The sequence below is a fragment of the Kribbella orskensis genome (assembly GCF_004342085.1).
Classification (GTDB): Bacteria; Actinomycetota; Actinomycetes; order Propionibacteriales; family Kribbellaceae; genus Kribbella; species Kribbella orskensis.
Genome location: NZ_SLWM01000012.1, coordinates 168,969 through 184,993, shown reverse-complemented (window position 1 = coordinate 184,993; position 16,025 = coordinate 168,969). Strand labels below are relative to the sequence as shown.

Here is a 16,025-nt window from a genome sequence, read left to right as displayed (position 1 = left end):
CGTGCGCGTCCTCAGCTGGAACCTGTGGTGGCGGTTCGGCCCGTGGCAGCAACGCCGGCACGCGATCCTCGCGGTACTGCGGGACGTTCGCGCCGACGTGATCGGCCTGCAGGAGGTCTGGGCCGACCGTGACGAGAACCTGGCCGAGTGGCTCGCGGACGAGCTCGGACTGGAGTGGACGTTCGAGCCGTCGCCGGCGCCGGAGTACTGGCAGCGGCGGATCGGGGACCCGACGGTTGCCATCGGCAACGCAGTACTGAGTCGCGGGCCGATCGACGATCGGGAGGTGCGGACGCTGCCGGGGGAGGACGGGCGGTTCGCGCTTTTCACTCTGACTCAGGGAGTGCCGTTCTTCACGACGCATCTGACGGCTCCCGTCGACGCGTCTGCCGCGCGTTGCCTGCAGGTCAAGGCGCTGGCGGAGTTCGTTGCGGCGAAGCGGGTGGCGAGTGAATTCCCGCCCGTCGTGACCGGTGACTTCAACGCGATGCCTGACTCGGACGAGGTTCGCCTGTTCAGCGGAGCACGGACGGCCCCGGCCGTTCCGGGGCAGGTGCTCGTCGATGCGTGGGAGTACGCCGAACCGGGGCAGCCGTGGGCCACCTGGGATGCCGCGAATCCCTACGTCGCGGAGACCTTCACGCCGAGTGCCCGAGTCGACTACATCCACGTCGGCCTGCCGCGCTCTGATGGCCTCGGCCACGTCACCGCAGTACGGCGCGCCGGGGCGGAGCCGGTCGGCGGCGTCTGGCCGTCCGACCACGCGGTCGTCCTGGCGGACCTCCACTCGCCGGCGTGATCTCCAACTGACGGGTGTTAGCCCTTGGCGTACGTAGCGATGAACTTGAGGATTCGGGGCCAGAGGTCGGCTGCCTCGTCCGGTTGGTACTCCGCGGGCAGGCTCTGGTCGGTGAAGAGGTGACCGGTACCCGGGTACTCGTAGTGCTCGAGGTCTCCGCCGGCGGCAGTGACTGCCTTCTCGCCCGCCATCACCCACTCCTCGACGCGGAAGGGGTCGTCGGCGGCGTAGTGCACCTGCGCGGGCACTCCGCTGGGCCAGTTGACGTCGCGGCCGAACTCCGCGAGGTCGATCACGCCTGACACGAGCACGGCACCCGCGACCCCGGGCTGCCGGCAGGTGACGAACTGCGCCATCCCGGCGCCGTTGGAGAACCCGGCCGCGATGAACCCCTCGGGGAGATCCTTGACCGCGTCCAGCGCGCGCCCCATCAGGGTGGGATACCCCGCCTCGACGGCGAAGGCCGCCGCCCCGTCGTAGTCGTCGAACAGGCGGCCGTCGTACTGGTCGACGATGCGGACCCGGTGCCCGTGGGAGCGGAGCAGGTCGGCGGCGGCGTGGATGCCCGGCCGGACGCCGAGAACTGAGTGGAACAGCGCGATGGTGGCCATGCGGATGACGCTAGTGCACGCCGCCGACGGTTCCCTGGGCTCGTGTTCCAACCAATCCCCGACCGGCGACGTCCAAAGAGCACCAGGGGAACTTCAGGAAAGAAAGTTGGGGGACATGTCCGTACGGGGATGGAACACGCGGGTGGTGGTTGCCACCGGGGTGGCCATGACGGGGCTGCTTTTGGTGGCCTGCGGCAACAAGGAGCTTGCCGCGGGGGATGTACCGGCCGCCAATGTGCCGACGGCGACAGCGAGCATGAGTCCGACCGCTGGTCCGACGGCCGAGCCGGCCGACAATCCGTCGGAGCCCGGTGCGACTGCTGAGCCGTCGAAGAAGCCGACCGTGACGCCGAAACCCACGCCGGTGAAGCCGTTCCGGCTCAGCAGCTCGATGCTGCTCACCGGGAAGGAGATGGCCAAGGGGGACCCGAGCCGGCGCTGGCGGGCGAACTCGCAGGCTCCTCTGGCGCCGATCTGCGGCCTCGCGTCGACCCGTGGTGACAAGGTCCAGGGCGTCTTGAGCCGCCACTTCACCGACGAGTTGGAAGCCGACGGCGGGCAGTGGATCACCCGGTACTCCGACGAGCGGGCCGCGCGTGCGGCGTACAACCAGATCGTCGCGACGATCAACTCCTGCAAGGCGTTCTCGCCCGGGCAGACGCACGCGCGGAAGATGACGGAGAACCGGACGGTGGCGCTGGGTGACCGGACGCGGATCCTGCGCTGGTACGACTACGCGCTGCCGTCGGACCCGGGGAGTGAGAACGGCGGATTCCCGTACGCCGTGACGCAGCAGGGGAAGGTCGTCAGCGTCCTGGCCTTCAGCGAGATGGGTACGGGCATCGAGCCGGCCAACTTCGAACGCATCGCCCGCTCCGCCGCCGCCCGCCTCGGCTGAGCACGCGAACAACCAGCCGGGCCCGGCCGGCGGGGATGGGCAGGTCGGGCTCGAGGGGGGAACGTCTGGGGGAGGGAGGTCTGCGCTGCGGGGGGATCCGCGGCGCAGACCTCCCTGGCTTCTGCCCAGACCTCCCCTGGTTCAGCGGAGGGTGGCGGTGATGGTGTCGGCGAGCGGGGTGGTCGGGCGGCCGATCAGGCGAGAGAGGTCGCCGGGGCTTCCGGCCAGGGCGCCGTGGCTGATCGCTTCGTCCACCTCGGCGAGGATCTCGGCGAACGGCTGCGGGATCCCGACGCTCGTCAGCATCGCCGCGTTCTCGTCGCGGCCGAGGAACTGGTGCACCACCGTCTTCCCGCTCTGCCGCGACACCTCGGCCGCGAACTCGGGGTACGTCCAGGCGGTGTCGCCACTGAGCTCGTACGCCTTGTTCAGGTGGCCTTCCGTGCTCAGCACGACCGCGGCGGCGGCCGCGTAGTCCGCCCGAGCGGCACTGGCGAGTCGTGCGTCCGGGCTCACCCCGTTCGCGACCACGCCACGCTCGACGGTGCCCTGCAGATCGCCCGCGACGCCCGGCGCCTCGTTGTACCAGTCGTTGCGCAGGAACGTGTACGGCAGGCCTGCGTCGAGGATCAACTGCTCGGTCTCGCGGTGGTCCTGCGCCAGCCCGAAGTTGGTGTTCGGCGCGTCGAAGATGCTGGTGTACGCCACCTGAGCGACACCCGCGGCCCTGGCGGCGTCGATCACGACGGCGTGCTGGGTTACCCGGCGGCCCACGTCGCTGGCGGAGACCAGCAGCACGCGGTCCTCGGTCTGGAACGCGCCGTCGAACGTGTCCGGCTGGTCGTAGTCCGCGACCAGCAGCCGGACGCCCTGCTCGACCAGGCCTGCGGCCTTCTCCGGATTCCGGGCGACGGCGGTGATCCCGTCCGCCGGGACGCCTGCCGCCAGCAGGTCCGCGATGACGAGACGGCCGAGTTCCCCGGTCGCGCCGGTGATGACGATGCTCATGAACTTCTTCCTGTCGGAGGTTGTTGCCTACTCCACTAACCGTAGGATGGGTACAAACTGCAGGGAAGTACCCACTTTGAAGTAAGGTACGCAGCTGTGGGTAAGTGGGTTGCCGACCGAAGGAGGTCTCCGATGAGCGAGCTGCTGGCTCCCGACGTCAATCGCACCGACTGCCCGTCGCGGGCGATCCTGGAGCACGTCACCAGCCGGTGGGCAGTGCTCGTCCTAGCCGCGCTGCTGGAGCGGTCGTACCGGTTCAGCGAGCTGCGCCGTCACGTCGGCGGGGTGAGCGAGAAGATGCTCGCCCAGACCCTGCAGGCACTGGAACGCGACGGCTTCGTCCACCGCGACGCCAAGCCGGTGATCCCCCCACGCGTCGACTACTCCCTGACCCCCACCGGCCGCGACGTCGCCGAACAGGTTCACGCCCTCGCCCGCTGGGTCGAGTCCCAGGTCCCCGCAGTCCAATCAGCCCAGTCCCGCTACGACGCTGCCCGCCCCTGACTCTGACCCCTCGGCAGATGGGGTTCCTTGCTCTCAGCGGGTTGCTAGGAAGTCAGCGGTAGGTCGGCGGCGGTTTCGGCGAGGGTTTTCAGGGTGGCGGCGATCAGGGGGTTGTCGGCCTGGCCGCGGCGGGTGGCGGCGAAGACGCGGCGTACCGGGGGTGGGTCGGTGAGGGGGCGGATGACGGCGGGGCTCGGGGTGGGGACCGCAAGGCGGGGGATGAGGGAAACGCCGGCGTTGGCGGCGACCAGGGCCGCGACCGAGTGGAAGTCGTCGGAGGTGTGCACGATGCGCGGCTGGAATCCAGCCTGCTCACACGCCAGCAGTACTACGTCGCGCAGCGGGTTCCCGATCGAGGTCATCACCCAGTCGTCGGCCGACAGCGCGGTCAGGTCGACGGACTGGGCATCAGCCGCGGGATGGGTCGAGGGGATCACGGCCACGAAAGGCTCGGCGTACAAAGGGATCCGGGTCAGGCGCTCGTCGTCGGCGCGTGGGGTGCCCCGGTGTTCGACGGCGATGGCCAGCTCGACCTCGCCGTCGAGGAGCTGGGTGATGCCCTGATGGCCTTCGACATCCCGTACGACGAGGCGCAGGCCCGGCGTACTCGCTCGGAGACTGACCAGGGAAGGTGCCACCAGCAGGCTGATGGCGGTCGAGAAGGCGGCGACGCGGATCTCACCGGTGGAGCCCTCGGCGTGCCGGCGCATGGCTTCCTCGGCGCGCTCCACCTCAATCAGGATCGTGTCCGCGTGCTCGAGCAGCAGCCGCCCGGCCGAGGTGATCGCGACCCGGCGGCCGCGGCGCTCGAGGAGCTCCTGGCCGACCTCGGACTCCAGTGCCGCCAACTGCTGGGAGACGGCCGACGGGGTCAGGTGCAGCACCTCGGCGGCCGCCGTCACGGTGCCGTGATCAGCAAGTGCTCGCAGCACCCGCAATCTTCGGACTTCGATCACGGGGCTCAGCTTCGCACAACGGCTGCCCCCGGCGGTCGGCGAACCAGCGGGAGCGACGAGGCGGAACGCAGGGCTGGACGGGCGCGTCGGCCATCCTGGACCGGGACTCGCGGGCGACCTTGGCGATGACGGTGATCTGGAAGAGGTACATCGTCGGTTTCTTTCGGTCCCTTCGAACCTAAGGACCGACTGGTTGATACGTCCAATGAAACTTCTGGGCAGAGTTGATACGCACGACGCATGATGTACGCCAACGGAACTGCGCCTGCTCCGATCCTTCGTCGTGGTCGCCGAGGAGCTGAACGTGGGCCGGGCGGCGACCCGCCTGCATCTGACCCAGCCGTCGCTGAGCCGGCAGATCGCGGCGCTCGAGCACGACCTCGGCGTCGAACTCTTCGCCCGGGTGAAGAAGCGCTTCGTACTGACGGCGGCCGGGGAGAGCTTCCTCGTCGACGCACGGCAGTTGCTGGAGCGGGCGGACGAGGCCGTTCGCGATGCGCAGCGGGTGCAGCGGGGTGAGCTGGGGACGTTGCGACTGCGGTTCGTGCAGTCGGCGACGTTCGAGGTCTTGCCGCGCCTGCTCGGTGCGTTCCGGGCGGCCAATCCGGACGTGGTGCTCGACTTGGAGACGATGACCACCATCCGCCAGGCCGAAGCGCTGCGCGAGGGCCGGATCGACGTCGGCCTCTTCCGCCTGGGAGTGGCGCGAGGGTTGGAGACGCGGGTGATCTCGCGGGATCCGCTGGTGGCGGCTCTCCCGACCGGGCATCGGCTCGCTCGACGGAAGCGGGTCGGCTTGGCCGAGCTGGCCGACGATCCGTTCGTGCTTTACACGCGGGCGACCGGGCCGACCGTCTTCGACACGATCGTCGGCCACTGCAGGGCAGCCGGGTTCGAGCCTGAGGTGACGCAGGAGGCCGCGGAAGTGCAGACGATCGTGTCACTTGTCGCGGCCGGCCTGGGCGTCTCGCTGCTCATCGCACCGACGCCGCGGATCGACCCGGAGGCCGTGGTGTACCGCGAGTTGTCCGACGACCTGCCGCCGTGGGAGCTGTCCGTGGCGTGGTCACCGGACAACCGCTCGCCTGTGCTGGCGAGGTTCCTGGACCACGTCCGAGGCCCAGGAACCCCCTGAGGATCAGCCGAAGGTGTCCGGGTCGCCGCCGGTGCGGACGCCGGTCTCGAGATCGGCGATCGCGGCCATGTCGTCGTTGTCCAGGGTGAAGTCGAAGACGGCGATGTTCTCGGCGATCCGGCTGGGTGTCTTGGACTTCGGGATCACCACGTTGCCGAGCTGCAGGTGCCAGCGGATGACCACCTGGGCCTGCGACTTGCTGTGCTTGTCGGCGAGCGCCTTCAGCGTCGGGTCGCCGAGCAGCTCACCCGAGGCGAGCGGGCTCCACGACTCGGTGACGATGTCGTTCTCGGCGTTGAACGCGCGCAGCTCGTCCTGCGGCAGGGCCGGGTGCAGCTCGATCTGGTTCACCGTCGGGCGCAGGTCGGTCTCGTCGAACAACCGCTGCAGGGCAGGGATGTGGAAGTTGGAGACGCCGATCGCGCGCACCCGCTTGTCGGCGTACAGCTGCTCGAACGCCTTCCACGTCTCGACGTACTTGTCCTTCTTCAGCGCCTGCCAGTGGATCAGGTACAGGTCGACGGAGTCGAGGCCGAGCCGCCCGAGGCTGGCGTCGAACGCCCGCAGGGTGGAGTCGTAGCCCTGGTCGCTGTTCCACACCTTGGTGGTGATGAAGAGCTCGTCGCGGGGGAGGCCGGAGTCGGCGATGGCCCGGCCGACGCCTTCCTCGTTGCCGTAGATGGCGGCCGTGTCGATGTGCCGGTAGCCGGACTCGAAGGCCGCCTTGACGACGTCGGTGACGATCTCGTCCTCGACCTGCCAGACCCCCAGGCCCAGCTGCGGGATCTCGACGCCGTTGTCCAGAGTGATCGCGGGGACTGTGCTCATCTGCCTATTCCACTGGGCCGAGGCCCTCAATCCCAGTCATCCGACGTGTGACAACAACCTCATCCACCAGCCGTAACTACCTCATGGTTCTTCGCATCCGGCTCCAGGAAGCGCAGCAACGCGGTGCCTTCACGCTCCAGCTCGGCCGCCGTCCGCTTCAGCGTCCGGCCGAACGGGGTCAGCGTGAGTGTCGCCACACCGCGCTTCTTCTCGGCCGTCCACAGGCCCGCGACCAGCCCGTCGACCAGGTACGTCGACTTGATCCGCAGGTTCTTCGTGAACACGGCCGGACGGTGTTCGTCGGCGATGATCCGCTCGCGTTTCGCGTGCGCCAGCAGCAGGTTGTCGAACTCCGGCAGGAACCGCACCGGCACGGGTGTGTCCGGATCGGGCCGTGGCCCACTCTGTACGTCGTACAGAGTTTTGCCGTTCTCGTCGGTGAACTCCTCGAGCTCGACCTGGTCGAACAAGGCCTTCGCCCTCGGCAGCCCCGACCAGGTCTGGAAGTCCGCGGGCGTGGCCGGCCCGAACGCCTCCAGATAGCGGATCACCAACTCCTCCGGTACTGCGCTCCGCCGGATCTTCGCCCCGAGCCACTCCTCGGCCGGGGTGAACCTGGCGTTCGCGGACCAGCCCCACCTGGTGTCCACCGGGAACATCACCAGCGGCACCAGCATCCGCGTGCAGAACCCCAGCGCCCGGTCGTTCGCCGCCGGGAACTCCTTCTGCAGGGCGTCCCGCACCTCGGTGAAGGTCAGCGGCTCCTTCGCCAGGATCTTCCTGGCCGCGGCCACGACCTTCTCCGGCTCGAGCCCTTCGGCCCGGTCGCCCAGCAGTTTCAGCCCCGACTCGAGCACCGGGCTCAGCGTGGTCCGGAAGCGCAGGTAGTCCTCGGCCGTGACCAGGTGGAGCGTGCCGCGGTACAGCGTCGCCCGGACCACCTCGCGATCCTGCACGGCCACGGTGAGTTGTTCGTCGTCGAATCCCTCCAGCCGCGACCACAGCCCGACGTACGGGTGTTTCGGCTCCTGGCCCTGCATCCCGGCCAGTCGTGCGACCGCGTCGGCCGGGCTGAGGTCGGAGCGTTCGATGAGCAGTTGCCGGGCCAGCGTCGCCCGGTTCACGGCCTTCGCGCTGAGAACGGTCATGGCCGTCAGTCCTGCGTGACGCGGGTGCCGGCGACGCGGTCGGGGTAGGTCCGACCGCCGCCTCGGGCGATCGACCAGGCTTGCCACCCGAGGGCGGCATAGGCGCCGGTCGCCAGCACAGCGCCGCGGGAAGTGTTGTCTGCGCGGAACTCCCAGACGGCCTGATGTCCGAGCTCCCAGGGCAGTGCTGTCTTCAGCAGAGAGCGGGTAAGGGCCTGCGAGAAGGTGGGCCGCTCTGCTGTCTTATCGTCACTCAGAGTGAGTCCGAGGATGCGTTTCCCGGGTGAGCCGCCGGTCGCTTCGGCGGCCGCCAGGAGGCCGCTGAGGGGAATCGTCAGGCCCACAGCGACCAGTAGACGGACCTTCGCCGGCGAGGGTGCGGGTCCGATCGGCGCGGGGCTTCGTCGTCGCCGGGCGACCGCGAGACCGGCCAGCAGGGCCAGTGGTGCGGCCAGTGTCGCGTAATCGATTGCCGTGGCAAGGCCGCGTCGCGCAGTCAGCATGCGCCGAGATTACGCCACCGGCAACGTGCCGGCCCGGCGAAAAAGGTTGCCTTTCCGATGAACTCCGGCGGGCCCGAACGTACTGCAACTGCCCTCCGGGCGACGGTGTGGATTTCCCGCCATGCCAGTCCGGGTGGCACGAAATGCTTCGGCTGTGCCGATGGAATCCACTAGTCGTTCGAGATGCTCGTTTGCCGCGCATTCTGTGATGTCGCCAAAGTCGAGTGGACGGCATTTGAATGACAAATTGTGACGACCGTCGTTTACGGCACCGGCCGGGCTCGAAGCGATCCGAGACCGAACGGACCCGCTTGCAGATCGAGGCCGATGAACGGATCCAGGAACGCCGACCGCATTTACCTGGACACCGTTCACCGGCACACCGACCCGGACTACCAGCCCGGTCTTGACAAGCAGTAACCTCCGCGCCACTCAAGGCATCGGTGTGGTCCTTGTCGCGCCGACGTCAACACCCGCTTCCTGCGGGCTCTGCCAGGTCTCTTCGTCCAGCCCCTGGACCCTCGCCCGCACGTCGGACCAGCCGGCGGTGAGCGCGTAGAGCACCACGGTGTCAAGCGCGATCATCAGCAGCGACCAGACCGGGTAAGCACCCAGCCAGGCGATCTGGATGATGGCGTGAACGATCACGATCACGATCGCCGTGATCCGGGCCCACGTCTGCGCCGCGAGCAGACCTAGACCGGCGGCGACCATGATCAGGCCGGAGATCAGGAGCACCCAGCCCCAGCCAGTCAGATCGACCAGGATGAGGTTCTCCGGCGTCACCACCAAATGCTCGTCGTCGAACAGGGCGATGAAGCCCTGGAAGATGTTGACGCCCCCGATCACCAGGAGCATCGTTCCGGCGAACACAACGAAGCCGGTCAGGACTCCGCTCTTTTTCGCAGCCATCTGCGGTATCTCCTCTCGCTGCGGTGGCCGCTACCGGGCTCGGCAGCGGCTCGCACTTGGAGGCTGCGCCTGTTTCTCCCGGACGGCATCACCCTGCGTGGATGAAGGACCCCTGACCGAGATCACCCCGTGTGGATGAAGGACCACAGGGCCGGCCGCGGCGGGACGGCTCAGCTCGTGCCGGCGTCGGAGCTGAGCGCTGCCCGCGCCTCGATGAAGGCGGCGACGGCGCGTTCCACGTCCTCGGTGGAGTGGGCGGCGGAGAGTTGGGTGCGGATCCGGGCCTTGCCGTGCGGGACGACCGGGTAGGAGAAGCCGATCACGTAGACGCCCAGCTCGAGCAGCTTGTCGGCCAGCCGGCCGGCCTCCGCGGCGTCGCCGATCATCACCGGGGAGATCGGGTGGTCGCCCGGCAGCACGTCGAAGCCCGCCTCGGTCATCTTCGAGCGGAAGAGCGCGGTGTTGGCGGCGAGCTTGTCGCGCAGATCGCTCGTGCCACCGATCAACTGCAGCGCCTTCAGCGAGGCCGCCGTCACCGACGGGGCCAGGGAGTTGGAGAACAGGTACGGGCGGGACCGCTGGCGGAGCAGTTCGACGATCTCGCGCCGGCCGGAGACGTAACCACCGGAAGCTCCGCCGAGGGCCTTGCCCAGGGTCCCGGTCAGCACGTCGACCCGGTCCTTGACGCCGAACAGCGACGGGGTTCCACCGCCGTCGGGACCGACGAAGCCGACCGCGTGGGAGTCGTCGACCATCACCAGCGCGTCGTACCGCTCGGCCAGGTCGCAGATCTCGTCCAGCGGCGCGACATACCCGTCCATCGAGAAGACGCCGTCGGTGGCGATCAGCCGGTACCGCGCGTCCGCGGCGTCCTTGAGCTGGGCCTCCAGGTCGGCCATGTCGCGGTTCTTGTACCGGTACCGCTTCGCCTTGGACAGCCGGATGCCGTCGATGATGCTGGCGTGGTTCAGCTCGTCGGAGATCACCGCGTCCTCGGCGCCGAGCAGGGTCTCGAACAACCCGCCGTTCGCGTCGAAGCAGGAGCTGTAGAGGATGGTGTCCTCGGCGCCCAGGAAGGTGCTCAGAGCATCTTCGAGCTCCTTGTGGATGGCTTGCGTGCCACAGATGAAGCGGACCGAGGCCATCCCGAAGCCCCACTCGTCCAGGGCGCGCTTGGCCGCCGCGATCACCTCGGGGTGGTCGGCCAGGCCGAGGTAGTTGTTGGCGCAGAAGTTCAGCACTGTGCCGCCCGGCTTGCCGTTGGCAACGGAGATGGCGGAGTTCTGCGGCGAGGTGATCACCCGCTCGGACTTGTACAGCCCCGCGTCGCGGATCTCGCCGATCGTGGTGGTCAGGTCATCGCGCATCCGGCCGAACATCAGTGCACTCCCTCGGGGTTCGTTGCGTACGTCGGGCTGGTCCAGTCCAGGATCACCTTGCCGCAGTGGCCCTGCCTCGCCACGTCGAAGGCCTGCTCGAAGTCGGCGTACCCGAACCGGTGGGTGATCACCGGGCCGAGGTCGAGGCCGCGTTCCAGCATCACCGACATCGAGTACCAGGTCTCGAACATCTCCCGGCCGTAGATGCCCTTGATCGTCAGCATGTTGAGCACCACCGTGCTCCAGTCGATCGCGATCTCGTCGGCGGGCAGCCCGAGCATCGCGATCTTGCCGCCGTGGTTCATGTTCGCGAGCATGTCGCGCAGCGCGGCCGGCTGGCCCGACATCTCCATCCCGACGTCGAACCCCTCGCGCATGCCGAGGTCGCGCTGGGCGTCCGCGATCGACTGCTCGCCGACGTTGACCGCGTGCGTGACGCCGATCTTGCGGGCCAGTTCGAGCCGGTAGTCGGACAGGTCGGTGATCACCACGTTGCGCGCCCCCGCGTGCAGGGCGACCGCCGCGGCCATGATGCCGATCGGCCCGGCGCCGGTGACCAGCACGTCCTCGCCGACGACCGGGAACGACAGCGCCGTGTGCACGGCGTTCCCGAACGGGTCGAAGATCGCGGCCACGTCCAGGTCGACCGGGTCCTTGTGCACCCAGACGTTCATCGACGGCAGCGCGACGTACTCCGCGAACGCACCAGGCACGTGCACGCCCAGCCCGCGGGTCTTGATGCACAGGTGGCGGCGCCCGGCCCGGCAGTTGCGGCAGCGGCCGCAGACCAGGTGACCCTCGCCGCTGACGATGTCACCGACCGCGACGTCCCGGACGCCGGCGCCGATCTCGACCACCTCGCCGGCGAACTCGTGCCCGGTGACCATCGGGACCGGCACGTTCTTCCGCGCCCAGGAGTCCCAGTTCTGGATGTGCAGGTCGGTGCCGCACAGTCCGGTCCGCAGAACCTTGATCAGGACCTCGTCGGCCTCGATCGCGGGTACCGGGACGTCCTGCAGCCACAGTCCGGGCCTGCTCTCGGCCTTGACCAGCGCCTTCATGGTGTTGCCTCCTCAGCCGTTGCCCCCACATCGTGGTCCCGGGCAACCACCGGCGTCCATCGACACGTCGTACACAGGCTTTGCAGATCACCTGCATACTCGTCCGCACATCACGGGGCGCAGTACGGGTTTGGGCATCGTCCTGCTGATGGCCAGGCTCGGCCTGCTCGGCTGGCAGTACTTCGGAACCGGGATCACCTCCAACCAATAGATGGGGGAGGCCCGACGCAACTGCCCGCGGAGCCGGGCAATTTCGCGCTCGCGGGCCACCGGGTCACCCACGGCTCCGCGAAATAGGGGGATCGCTCCGCCGCAAGGGGGTTCGCTGCCTCCTCGGGGGGTTACCCCACTGCTCTGACAGTGGGCGAACCCCCACAGTGCGGGCAGAGCACACTCTGCGGCTGCCCGGGCGAGGTCTCGCGCCCTCCGGGGGTCCGCTAGCGCTCTGGGGGTTCGCTGCCTCCGCTGGTGGTTACCCCACTGCTCTGACGGTGGGTGAACCCCCACAGTGCGGGCAGAGCACACTCTGCGGCTGCGCGGGCCGGGATGGGCGGGCGGTCCCTTAGGGTGGGGGCTCATGAGCTTTGATCGGGATGCGTTGCTGGAGCAGGTCAAGGGCAAGGCGATCGTGCATGGGCGGGTGACGTTGGCTTCCGGGAAGGAGGCTGACTACTACGTGGATCTGCGCCGGATCACGCTGGACGCCGAGGCGGCGCCGCTGATCGGGCCGGCCATGCTGGAGCTCACCGCGGACCTCGAGTTCGACGCGGTCGGCGGGTTGACGCTCGGCGCGGACCCGGTGGCGATGTCGATGTTGCACGCGGCCGCCGGGCAGGGGCGCAAGCTCGACGCGTTCGTGGTTCGCAAGGCCGAGAAGACGCACGGGCTGCAGCGCCGGATCGAGGGGCCGGATGTGAAGGGCCGCCGGGTGCTTGCGGTCGAGGACACCTCGACCACCGGTGGCTCGGTGCTCACCGCCGTCGAGGCGTTGCGCGAGGCGGGTGCCGAGGTGGTCGCCGTCGCGGTGATCGTGGACCGGTCCACCGGGGCGCAGGAGAAGGTCGAGTCGGAAGGCCTGGAGTACCGCTCGGTGTTCGGCCTCGAGGAGCTCGGTCTCGGCTCGTGACCACCGCGGTCATCGTCGTCGTCGCCCTGCTGGTCGGCGCCGGCGTCGGCTACGCGAACTACGTGCTGGCGAAGAAGCGTCGCGAGGCGTTCGCCGCCTTCGCCGCGCAGCAGGGCTTCAGCTACCTGCCGGAGAACAACGCGCTGGCCGGGAACTGGGCCGGTACGCCGTTCCAGACCGGTGATCACTGGCGAGTCCGGAACGTGCTGAGCGGCGCCTTCCAGGGCCGCCAGGTCGTTGCCTTCGACTACAGCTACCAGACCCACAGCAGCAACGGGAAGGGCGGCCGCCGGACCACGACGCACAAGTTCGGCGTCGTGGTGATGCAGCTGCCGGGCCCGTTGCCGCAGCTCGAGGTCACCCACGAGGGGATCTTCGGCGGCGCGGTCGCGAACGCCCTCGGGTTCGGCGATCTCCGGTTCGAGAGCGAGCAGTTCAACCGGGCTTTCCGGGTGACCGCGGACGATCCGCGGTTCGGGCACTCGGTGATCCACCCGCAGATGATGGAGCTGCTGCTCGCCCGGGGCGAGATCGGCTGGCGGATCGAGGGGAACTCCCTGATCGGCTGGGACTCCGGTCCGCACTCACCCGTCGAGGTGATGAACCGCCTCCAGCTCCTGCAACTTGTCGTCGACAACGTCCCGCCGTACGTCTGGCGCGACTACGCCGGCGTCGACCCCCGCCAGCACTGACCCTTCGCCGCCAGACCACCGCGGCCGCGGACCGCAGTACTGCGGGCTGCCGGGCTCAGGCGGAGGACTCGTCCTTGCGCTGGCCGAGCTCCACGTGGGGCCGCGACTGCCACATCGCCCACTCGGCGCTCACGTCGCCCGCGGTCCGCAGCAGCAAGGGCAGGTATTCCTTGAGCAGCTGCTCGGTCGACGTCTCCGCGGCATGCACCGTGACGTTCATCGCCGCCCGGACCGCGCCGGTCCCGTCCCGGACCGGAGCCGCCACCGAGCGCACCCCGGGCGCGAGCTCTTCGTCGGCCAGCGCCCAGCCGCGGGCCCGGATCTCGGTGAGCTGGTCGCGGAGCTGCTCCGCGGACCGCCCGATGTACGGCGGGAGCCCGGCGCGACTCGGCTGCGCGAGGGTCGCCGCCAGGTCGTCCGCGCTGAGTCCGGCGAGCAGCACCTTGCCCTGCGACGTCTGCGCGGCCGGGAACCTGGTGCCGATGTCGACGCGCAACGCGATGATCTTCGGGACCGACACCCGGGCGATGTAGACGATGTCCGACCCGTCGAGCTGCGCCATCGACGACGACTCGCCGGTCCGGGCCACGAGCGACTCCAGGTGCGGCCTGGCGATGTCCCAGAGGCCGAGTGCACCGACGTACGCCATGCCGAGCATCAGCACCTTCGGCGTCAGCTGGAAGGCGCCGCCGGTCGACCGGACGAAGCCGAGCTCCTCCAGCGTCAGCAGCAGCCGGCGCGCGGTCGGCCGCGCCAGCCCGGCCGCGGTCGCCACCTCGGTGAGGGACATGCTGCGGTGATCGGCGTCGAAGCAGGCGAGCACGTCCAGTCCACGAGCCAGCGACTCGACGAAATCGGGACCCGAACCTCGTCCTGCCATCAGTGTCCGCCTCCGCTGCTCCGACCACCCATCGCCGCTGAGCCTACGACCCCGACCGGGCCGGTCACTCCTCCGAGCCGGGGTCGCCGAACATGCTGCCCCTCGCCTCCCGCGTCGACTCGGACTTGTACTCCGTGTACTGGTACGGGTTGTCCAGGACCTCCTCGTCGTGCGGGAGATCGGGGTTCATCCCGCCGGCCCACGCCTCCTCGCCCATCGCCGACCGGAGGTAATCCACCGTCGCCTCGACGGAACTGCGTACCGCGGGCAGGTCGACGCCGACCAGCCGGTGCTCGTGCTTCACCACCCGGCCGTCGACGATCACGGTGTGGACGTCGCCGCGCTGCGCCTGGAACGCGACATGACCGTAGGGGTTGAGCAGTGGGAAGGAGACCGGGGAGTCGTCGTTCTTGATCAGCACGACGTCGGCCTTCTTGCCCGGCTGGAGGCTGCCGAGGTCGTCGCGGCCGAGTGCCCGGGCGCCGCCGCGGGTGGCCCAGTCGACCACGTGCTCGGCGCGCAGGTGGGTGTGGGTGACGGTGTCGCCCTTCACGTGCGCCTCGAGGTGCTCGCGGGAGCGGTCGGCGCCGAGCGTGGTGCGCATGGCCGAGAAGAGGTCACCGCTCCACCACACGCTGGTGTCCATCGACAGCGACACGGGGATCCCGTACCGGCGGACCTGCCAGGTGGGTGGGTACCCCTGGCCCGCGCTCTGCTCGGACTCCGTCGACACCGAGACCGAGCCGCCACTCGCGGCGATCCGCTGGTACGAATCGCTGGTCAGCGTTGCCGAGTGCACGTAGATGTTCTTCGGCGTCATGAAGCCGTTCTCGTGCATCAGCCGGATGCCGTCGTCATTGGTGGCGCCCCAGACTCCGGCATGCGTGGTCACCGCGAGGTCGAGCTCGCGCGCCACCTCGAAGGCGCCGCGCTCCGGGAAGGACGGGTCGCCGGTCACGTCGAAGGCCAGTTGCAGGCCGAGCAGGTCGCTCGCCGACGACTGACGACGTTCCAGGAACGACCGGACGCTCGCGTCGGCGGTCCACTCCCAGGGCCCGGCCTGGATGTTGCCGTAGGCAAGGACGAACCGGCCGGGCACGGCCTGCAGCGCGTCCACCGCCGCCTCGGCGTGATCCACGCTCTGCAACCCGTGGGACCAGTCCACCGTGGTGGTCACGCCCGCTTCGAGCGACTCCCAGGCCGACGTCACGTTGCCGGCGTAGATGTCCTCGGGCCGGAAGATCTTGCCGTGCTCGAGGTAGTACCAGACGAAGTACTGGGTCAGGGTCCAGTCGGCGCCGTACGCGCGCATCGCGGTCTGCCACATGTGCCGGTGGGTGTCGATCATGCCGGGCATCACGATGCCCCCGCGGGCGTCGATCTCCTGCGTGCCCTCCGGGACGTCCAGCGACGCGCCGACGGCGGCGATCCGGTCGTCGACGACCAGGACGTCCGCGTCGGTCAGCAGGGTGTGGCTGTCGTCCATGGTCAGGACGGTGCCGCCTCGCAGAACCACCGGCCGGCCGGTGGCCGGCACCTCGGCATCGGACATGGTCTCCTCCAGGCTGCCAGGCTCGGACATGCG

Annotated in this window: 17 protein-coding genes; 6 read left to right on the top strand and 11 right to left on the bottom strand. The window is 69.1% G+C overall.

What is annotated here, in order from left to right:
• Window position 1 precedes the first annotated feature (1 nt).
• The gene (locus EV644_RS28225) at window positions 2-799 is read left to right on the top strand and encodes an endonuclease/exonuclease/phosphatase family protein (RefSeq protein WP_132191984.1); all 798 of its coding nucleotides are present in this window, start codon (window positions 2-4) and stop codon (window positions 797-799) included.
• 17 nt (window positions 800-816) lie between these two features.
• Here EV644_RS28225 and EV644_RS28220 read toward each other — a convergent pair whose 3' ends face one another.
• Window positions 817-1,410 carry a dienelactone hydrolase family protein gene (locus EV644_RS28220; protein WP_132191983.1) on the bottom strand — a complete coding sequence of 198 codons (594 nt, stop codon included), beginning with the start codon at window positions 1,408-1,410 and terminating at the stop codon, window positions 817-819.
• Window positions 1,411-1,525: 115 nt separating this feature from the next.
• On the opposite strand from EV644_RS28220, the gene EV644_RS28215 reads away from it, so the two are divergent.
• Window positions 1,526-2,308, top strand: a complete 783-nt coding sequence (locus tag EV644_RS28215; protein WP_132191982.1) for a hypothetical protein — start codon at window positions 1,526-1,528, stop codon at window positions 2,306-2,308.
• Window positions 2,309-2,449: 141 nt separating this feature from the next.
• On the opposite strand, the gene EV644_RS28210 is transcribed toward EV644_RS28215, so the two are convergent.
• Entirely contained in the window at window positions 2,450-3,316 is an 867-nt protein-coding gene (locus EV644_RS28210; RefSeq protein ID WP_132191981.1) for an NAD(P)H-binding protein, read from the bottom strand.
• Window positions 3,317-3,448: 132 nt separating this feature from the next.
• On the opposite strand from EV644_RS28210, the gene EV644_RS28205 reads away from it, so the two are divergent.
• Window positions 3,449-3,820: a winged helix-turn-helix transcriptional regulator gene (locus EV644_RS28205; RefSeq protein WP_132191980.1), complete on the top strand. Its 372-nt coding sequence runs from the start codon at window positions 3,449-3,451 to the stop codon at window positions 3,818-3,820.
• A 44-nt stretch (window positions 3,821-3,864) separates the two neighbouring features.
• On the opposite strand, the gene EV644_RS28200 is transcribed toward EV644_RS28205, so the two are convergent.
• Window positions 3,865-4,776, bottom strand: coding sequence for a LysR family transcriptional regulator (locus tag EV644_RS28200; protein WP_132191979.1), 912 nt, complete (start codon window positions 4,774-4,776; stop codon window positions 3,865-3,867).
• Between the two features lie 259 nt (window positions 4,777-5,035).
• Between EV644_RS28200 and EV644_RS28195 the strand changes: the two genes are divergently transcribed.
• Window positions 5,036-5,911, top strand: a complete 876-nt coding sequence (locus EV644_RS28195; protein ID WP_369410544.1) for a LysR family transcriptional regulator — start codon at window positions 5,036-5,038, stop codon at window positions 5,909-5,911.
• 3 nt (window positions 5,912-5,914) lie between these two features.
• Here EV644_RS28195 and EV644_RS28190 read toward each other — a convergent pair whose 3' ends face one another.
• The 6 genes from EV644_RS28190 to tdh form a co-directional block, all read right to left on the bottom strand.
• On the bottom strand, window positions 5,915-6,739 hold the full coding sequence (locus EV644_RS28190) for an aldo/keto reductase (RefSeq protein ID WP_132191977.1): 825 nt from the start codon (window positions 6,737-6,739) through the stop codon (window positions 5,915-5,917).
• Window positions 6,740-6,798: 59 nt separating this feature from the next.
• Window positions 6,799-7,887 (bottom strand): winged helix DNA-binding domain-containing protein, encoded by a 1,089-nt coding sequence (locus tag EV644_RS28185; protein ID WP_132191976.1) that lies wholly within the window; start codon window positions 7,885-7,887, stop codon window positions 6,799-6,801.
• Between the two features lie 5 nt (window positions 7,888-7,892).
• Window positions 7,893-8,390, bottom strand: a complete 498-nt coding sequence (locus EV644_RS28180) for an RDD family protein (RefSeq protein WP_132191975.1) — start codon at window positions 8,388-8,390, stop codon at window positions 7,893-7,895.
• A gap of 432 nt (window positions 8,391-8,822) precedes the next feature.
• Window positions 8,823-9,302 carry a DUF7144 family membrane protein gene (locus EV644_RS28175; protein WP_132191974.1) on the bottom strand — a complete coding sequence of 160 codons (480 nt, stop codon included), beginning with the start codon at window positions 9,300-9,302 and terminating at the stop codon, window positions 8,823-8,825.
• 170 nt (window positions 9,303-9,472) lie between these two features.
• Window positions 9,473-10,669 carry a glycine C-acetyltransferase gene (locus EV644_RS28170; RefSeq protein WP_241998915.1) on the bottom strand — a complete coding sequence of 399 codons (1,197 nt, stop codon included), beginning with the start codon at window positions 10,667-10,669 and terminating at the stop codon, window positions 9,473-9,475.
• A gap of 11 nt (window positions 10,670-10,680) precedes the next feature.
• The gene (tdh, locus tag EV644_RS28165; RefSeq protein ID WP_132191972.1) at window positions 10,681-11,742 is read right to left on the bottom strand and encodes an L-threonine 3-dehydrogenase; all 1,062 of its coding nucleotides are present in this window, start codon (window positions 11,740-11,742) and stop codon (window positions 10,681-10,683) included.
• Between the two features lie 577 nt (window positions 11,743-12,319).
• Between tdh and pyrE the strand changes: the two genes are divergently transcribed.
• Window positions 12,320-12,868 (top strand): orotate phosphoribosyltransferase, encoded by a 549-nt coding sequence (gene pyrE, locus EV644_RS28160; protein WP_132191971.1) that lies wholly within the window; start codon window positions 12,320-12,322, stop codon window positions 12,866-12,868.
• Window positions 12,865-13,560 (top strand): hypothetical protein, encoded by a 696-nt coding sequence (locus EV644_RS28155; protein ID WP_132191970.1) that lies wholly within the window; start codon window positions 12,865-12,867, stop codon window positions 13,558-13,560. Before pyrE ends, EV644_RS28155 begins: the two co-directional genes overlap by 4 nt.
• Window positions 13,561-13,615: 55 nt before the next feature.
• Here the strand turns inward: EV644_RS28155 and EV644_RS28150 are convergent, their stop codons facing one another.
• The gene (locus EV644_RS28150) at window positions 13,616-14,440 is read right to left on the bottom strand and encodes an IclR family transcriptional regulator domain-containing protein (protein ID WP_132191969.1); all 825 of its coding nucleotides are present in this window, start codon (window positions 14,438-14,440) and stop codon (window positions 13,616-13,618) included.
• Window positions 14,441-14,504: 64 nt separating this feature from the next.
• Window positions 14,505-16,022 carry an amidohydrolase family protein gene (locus EV644_RS28145; RefSeq protein ID WP_199240028.1) on the bottom strand — a complete coding sequence of 506 codons (1,518 nt, stop codon included), beginning with the start codon at window positions 16,020-16,022 and terminating at the stop codon, window positions 14,505-14,507.
• Window positions 16,023-16,025 lie beyond the last annotated feature (3 nt).

Bases quoted from the DNA above. Each gene is read 5' to 3' on its own strand.
- EV644_RS28170 (WP_241998915.1), bottom strand. From the start codon at position 10,669: ATGCGCGATGACCTGACCACCACGATCGGCGAGATCCGCGACGCGGGG.
- EV644_RS28205 (WP_132191980.1), top strand. From the start codon at position 3,449: ATGAGCGAGCTGCTGGCTCCCGACGTCAATCGCACCGACTGCCCGTCG.
- tdh (WP_132191972.1), bottom strand. From the start codon at position 11,742: ATGAAGGCGCTGGTCAAGGCCGAGAGCAGGCCCGGACTGTGGCTGCAG.
- EV644_RS28215 (WP_132191982.1), top strand. From the start codon at position 1,526: ATGTCCGTACGGGGATGGAACACGCGGGTGGTGGTTGCCACCGGGGTG.
- EV644_RS28220 (WP_132191983.1), bottom strand. From the start codon at position 1,410: ATGGCCACCATCGCGCTGTTCCACTCAGTTCTCGGCGTCCGGCCGGGC.
- EV644_RS28185 (WP_132191976.1), bottom strand. From the start codon at position 7,887: ATGACCGTTCTCAGCGCGAAGGCCGTGAACCGGGCGACGCTGGCCCGG.
- EV644_RS28210 (WP_132191981.1), bottom strand. From the start codon at position 3,316: ATGAGCATCGTCATCACCGGCGCGACCGGGGAACTCGGCCGTCTCGTC.
- EV644_RS28175 (WP_132191974.1), bottom strand. From the start codon at position 9,302: ATGGCTGCGAAAAAGAGCGGAGTCCTGACCGGCTTCGTTGTGTTCGCC.
- EV644_RS28180 (WP_132191975.1), bottom strand. From the start codon at position 8,390: ATGCTGACTGCGCGACGCGGCCTTGCCACGGCAATCGATTACGCGACA.
- EV644_RS28150 (WP_132191969.1), bottom strand. From the start codon at position 14,440: ATGGCAGGACGAGGTTCGGGTCCCGATTTCGTCGAGTCGCTGGCTCGT.
- EV644_RS28145 (WP_199240028.1), bottom strand. From the start codon at position 16,022: ATGTCCGAGCCTGGCAGCCTGGAGGAGACCATGTCCGATGCCGAGGTG.
- EV644_RS28190 (WP_132191977.1), bottom strand. From the start codon at position 6,739: ATGAGCACAGTCCCCGCGATCACTCTGGACAACGGCGTCGAGATCCCG.
- pyrE (WP_132191971.1), top strand. From the start codon at position 12,320: ATGAGCTTTGATCGGGATGCGTTGCTGGAGCAGGTCAAGGGCAAGGCG.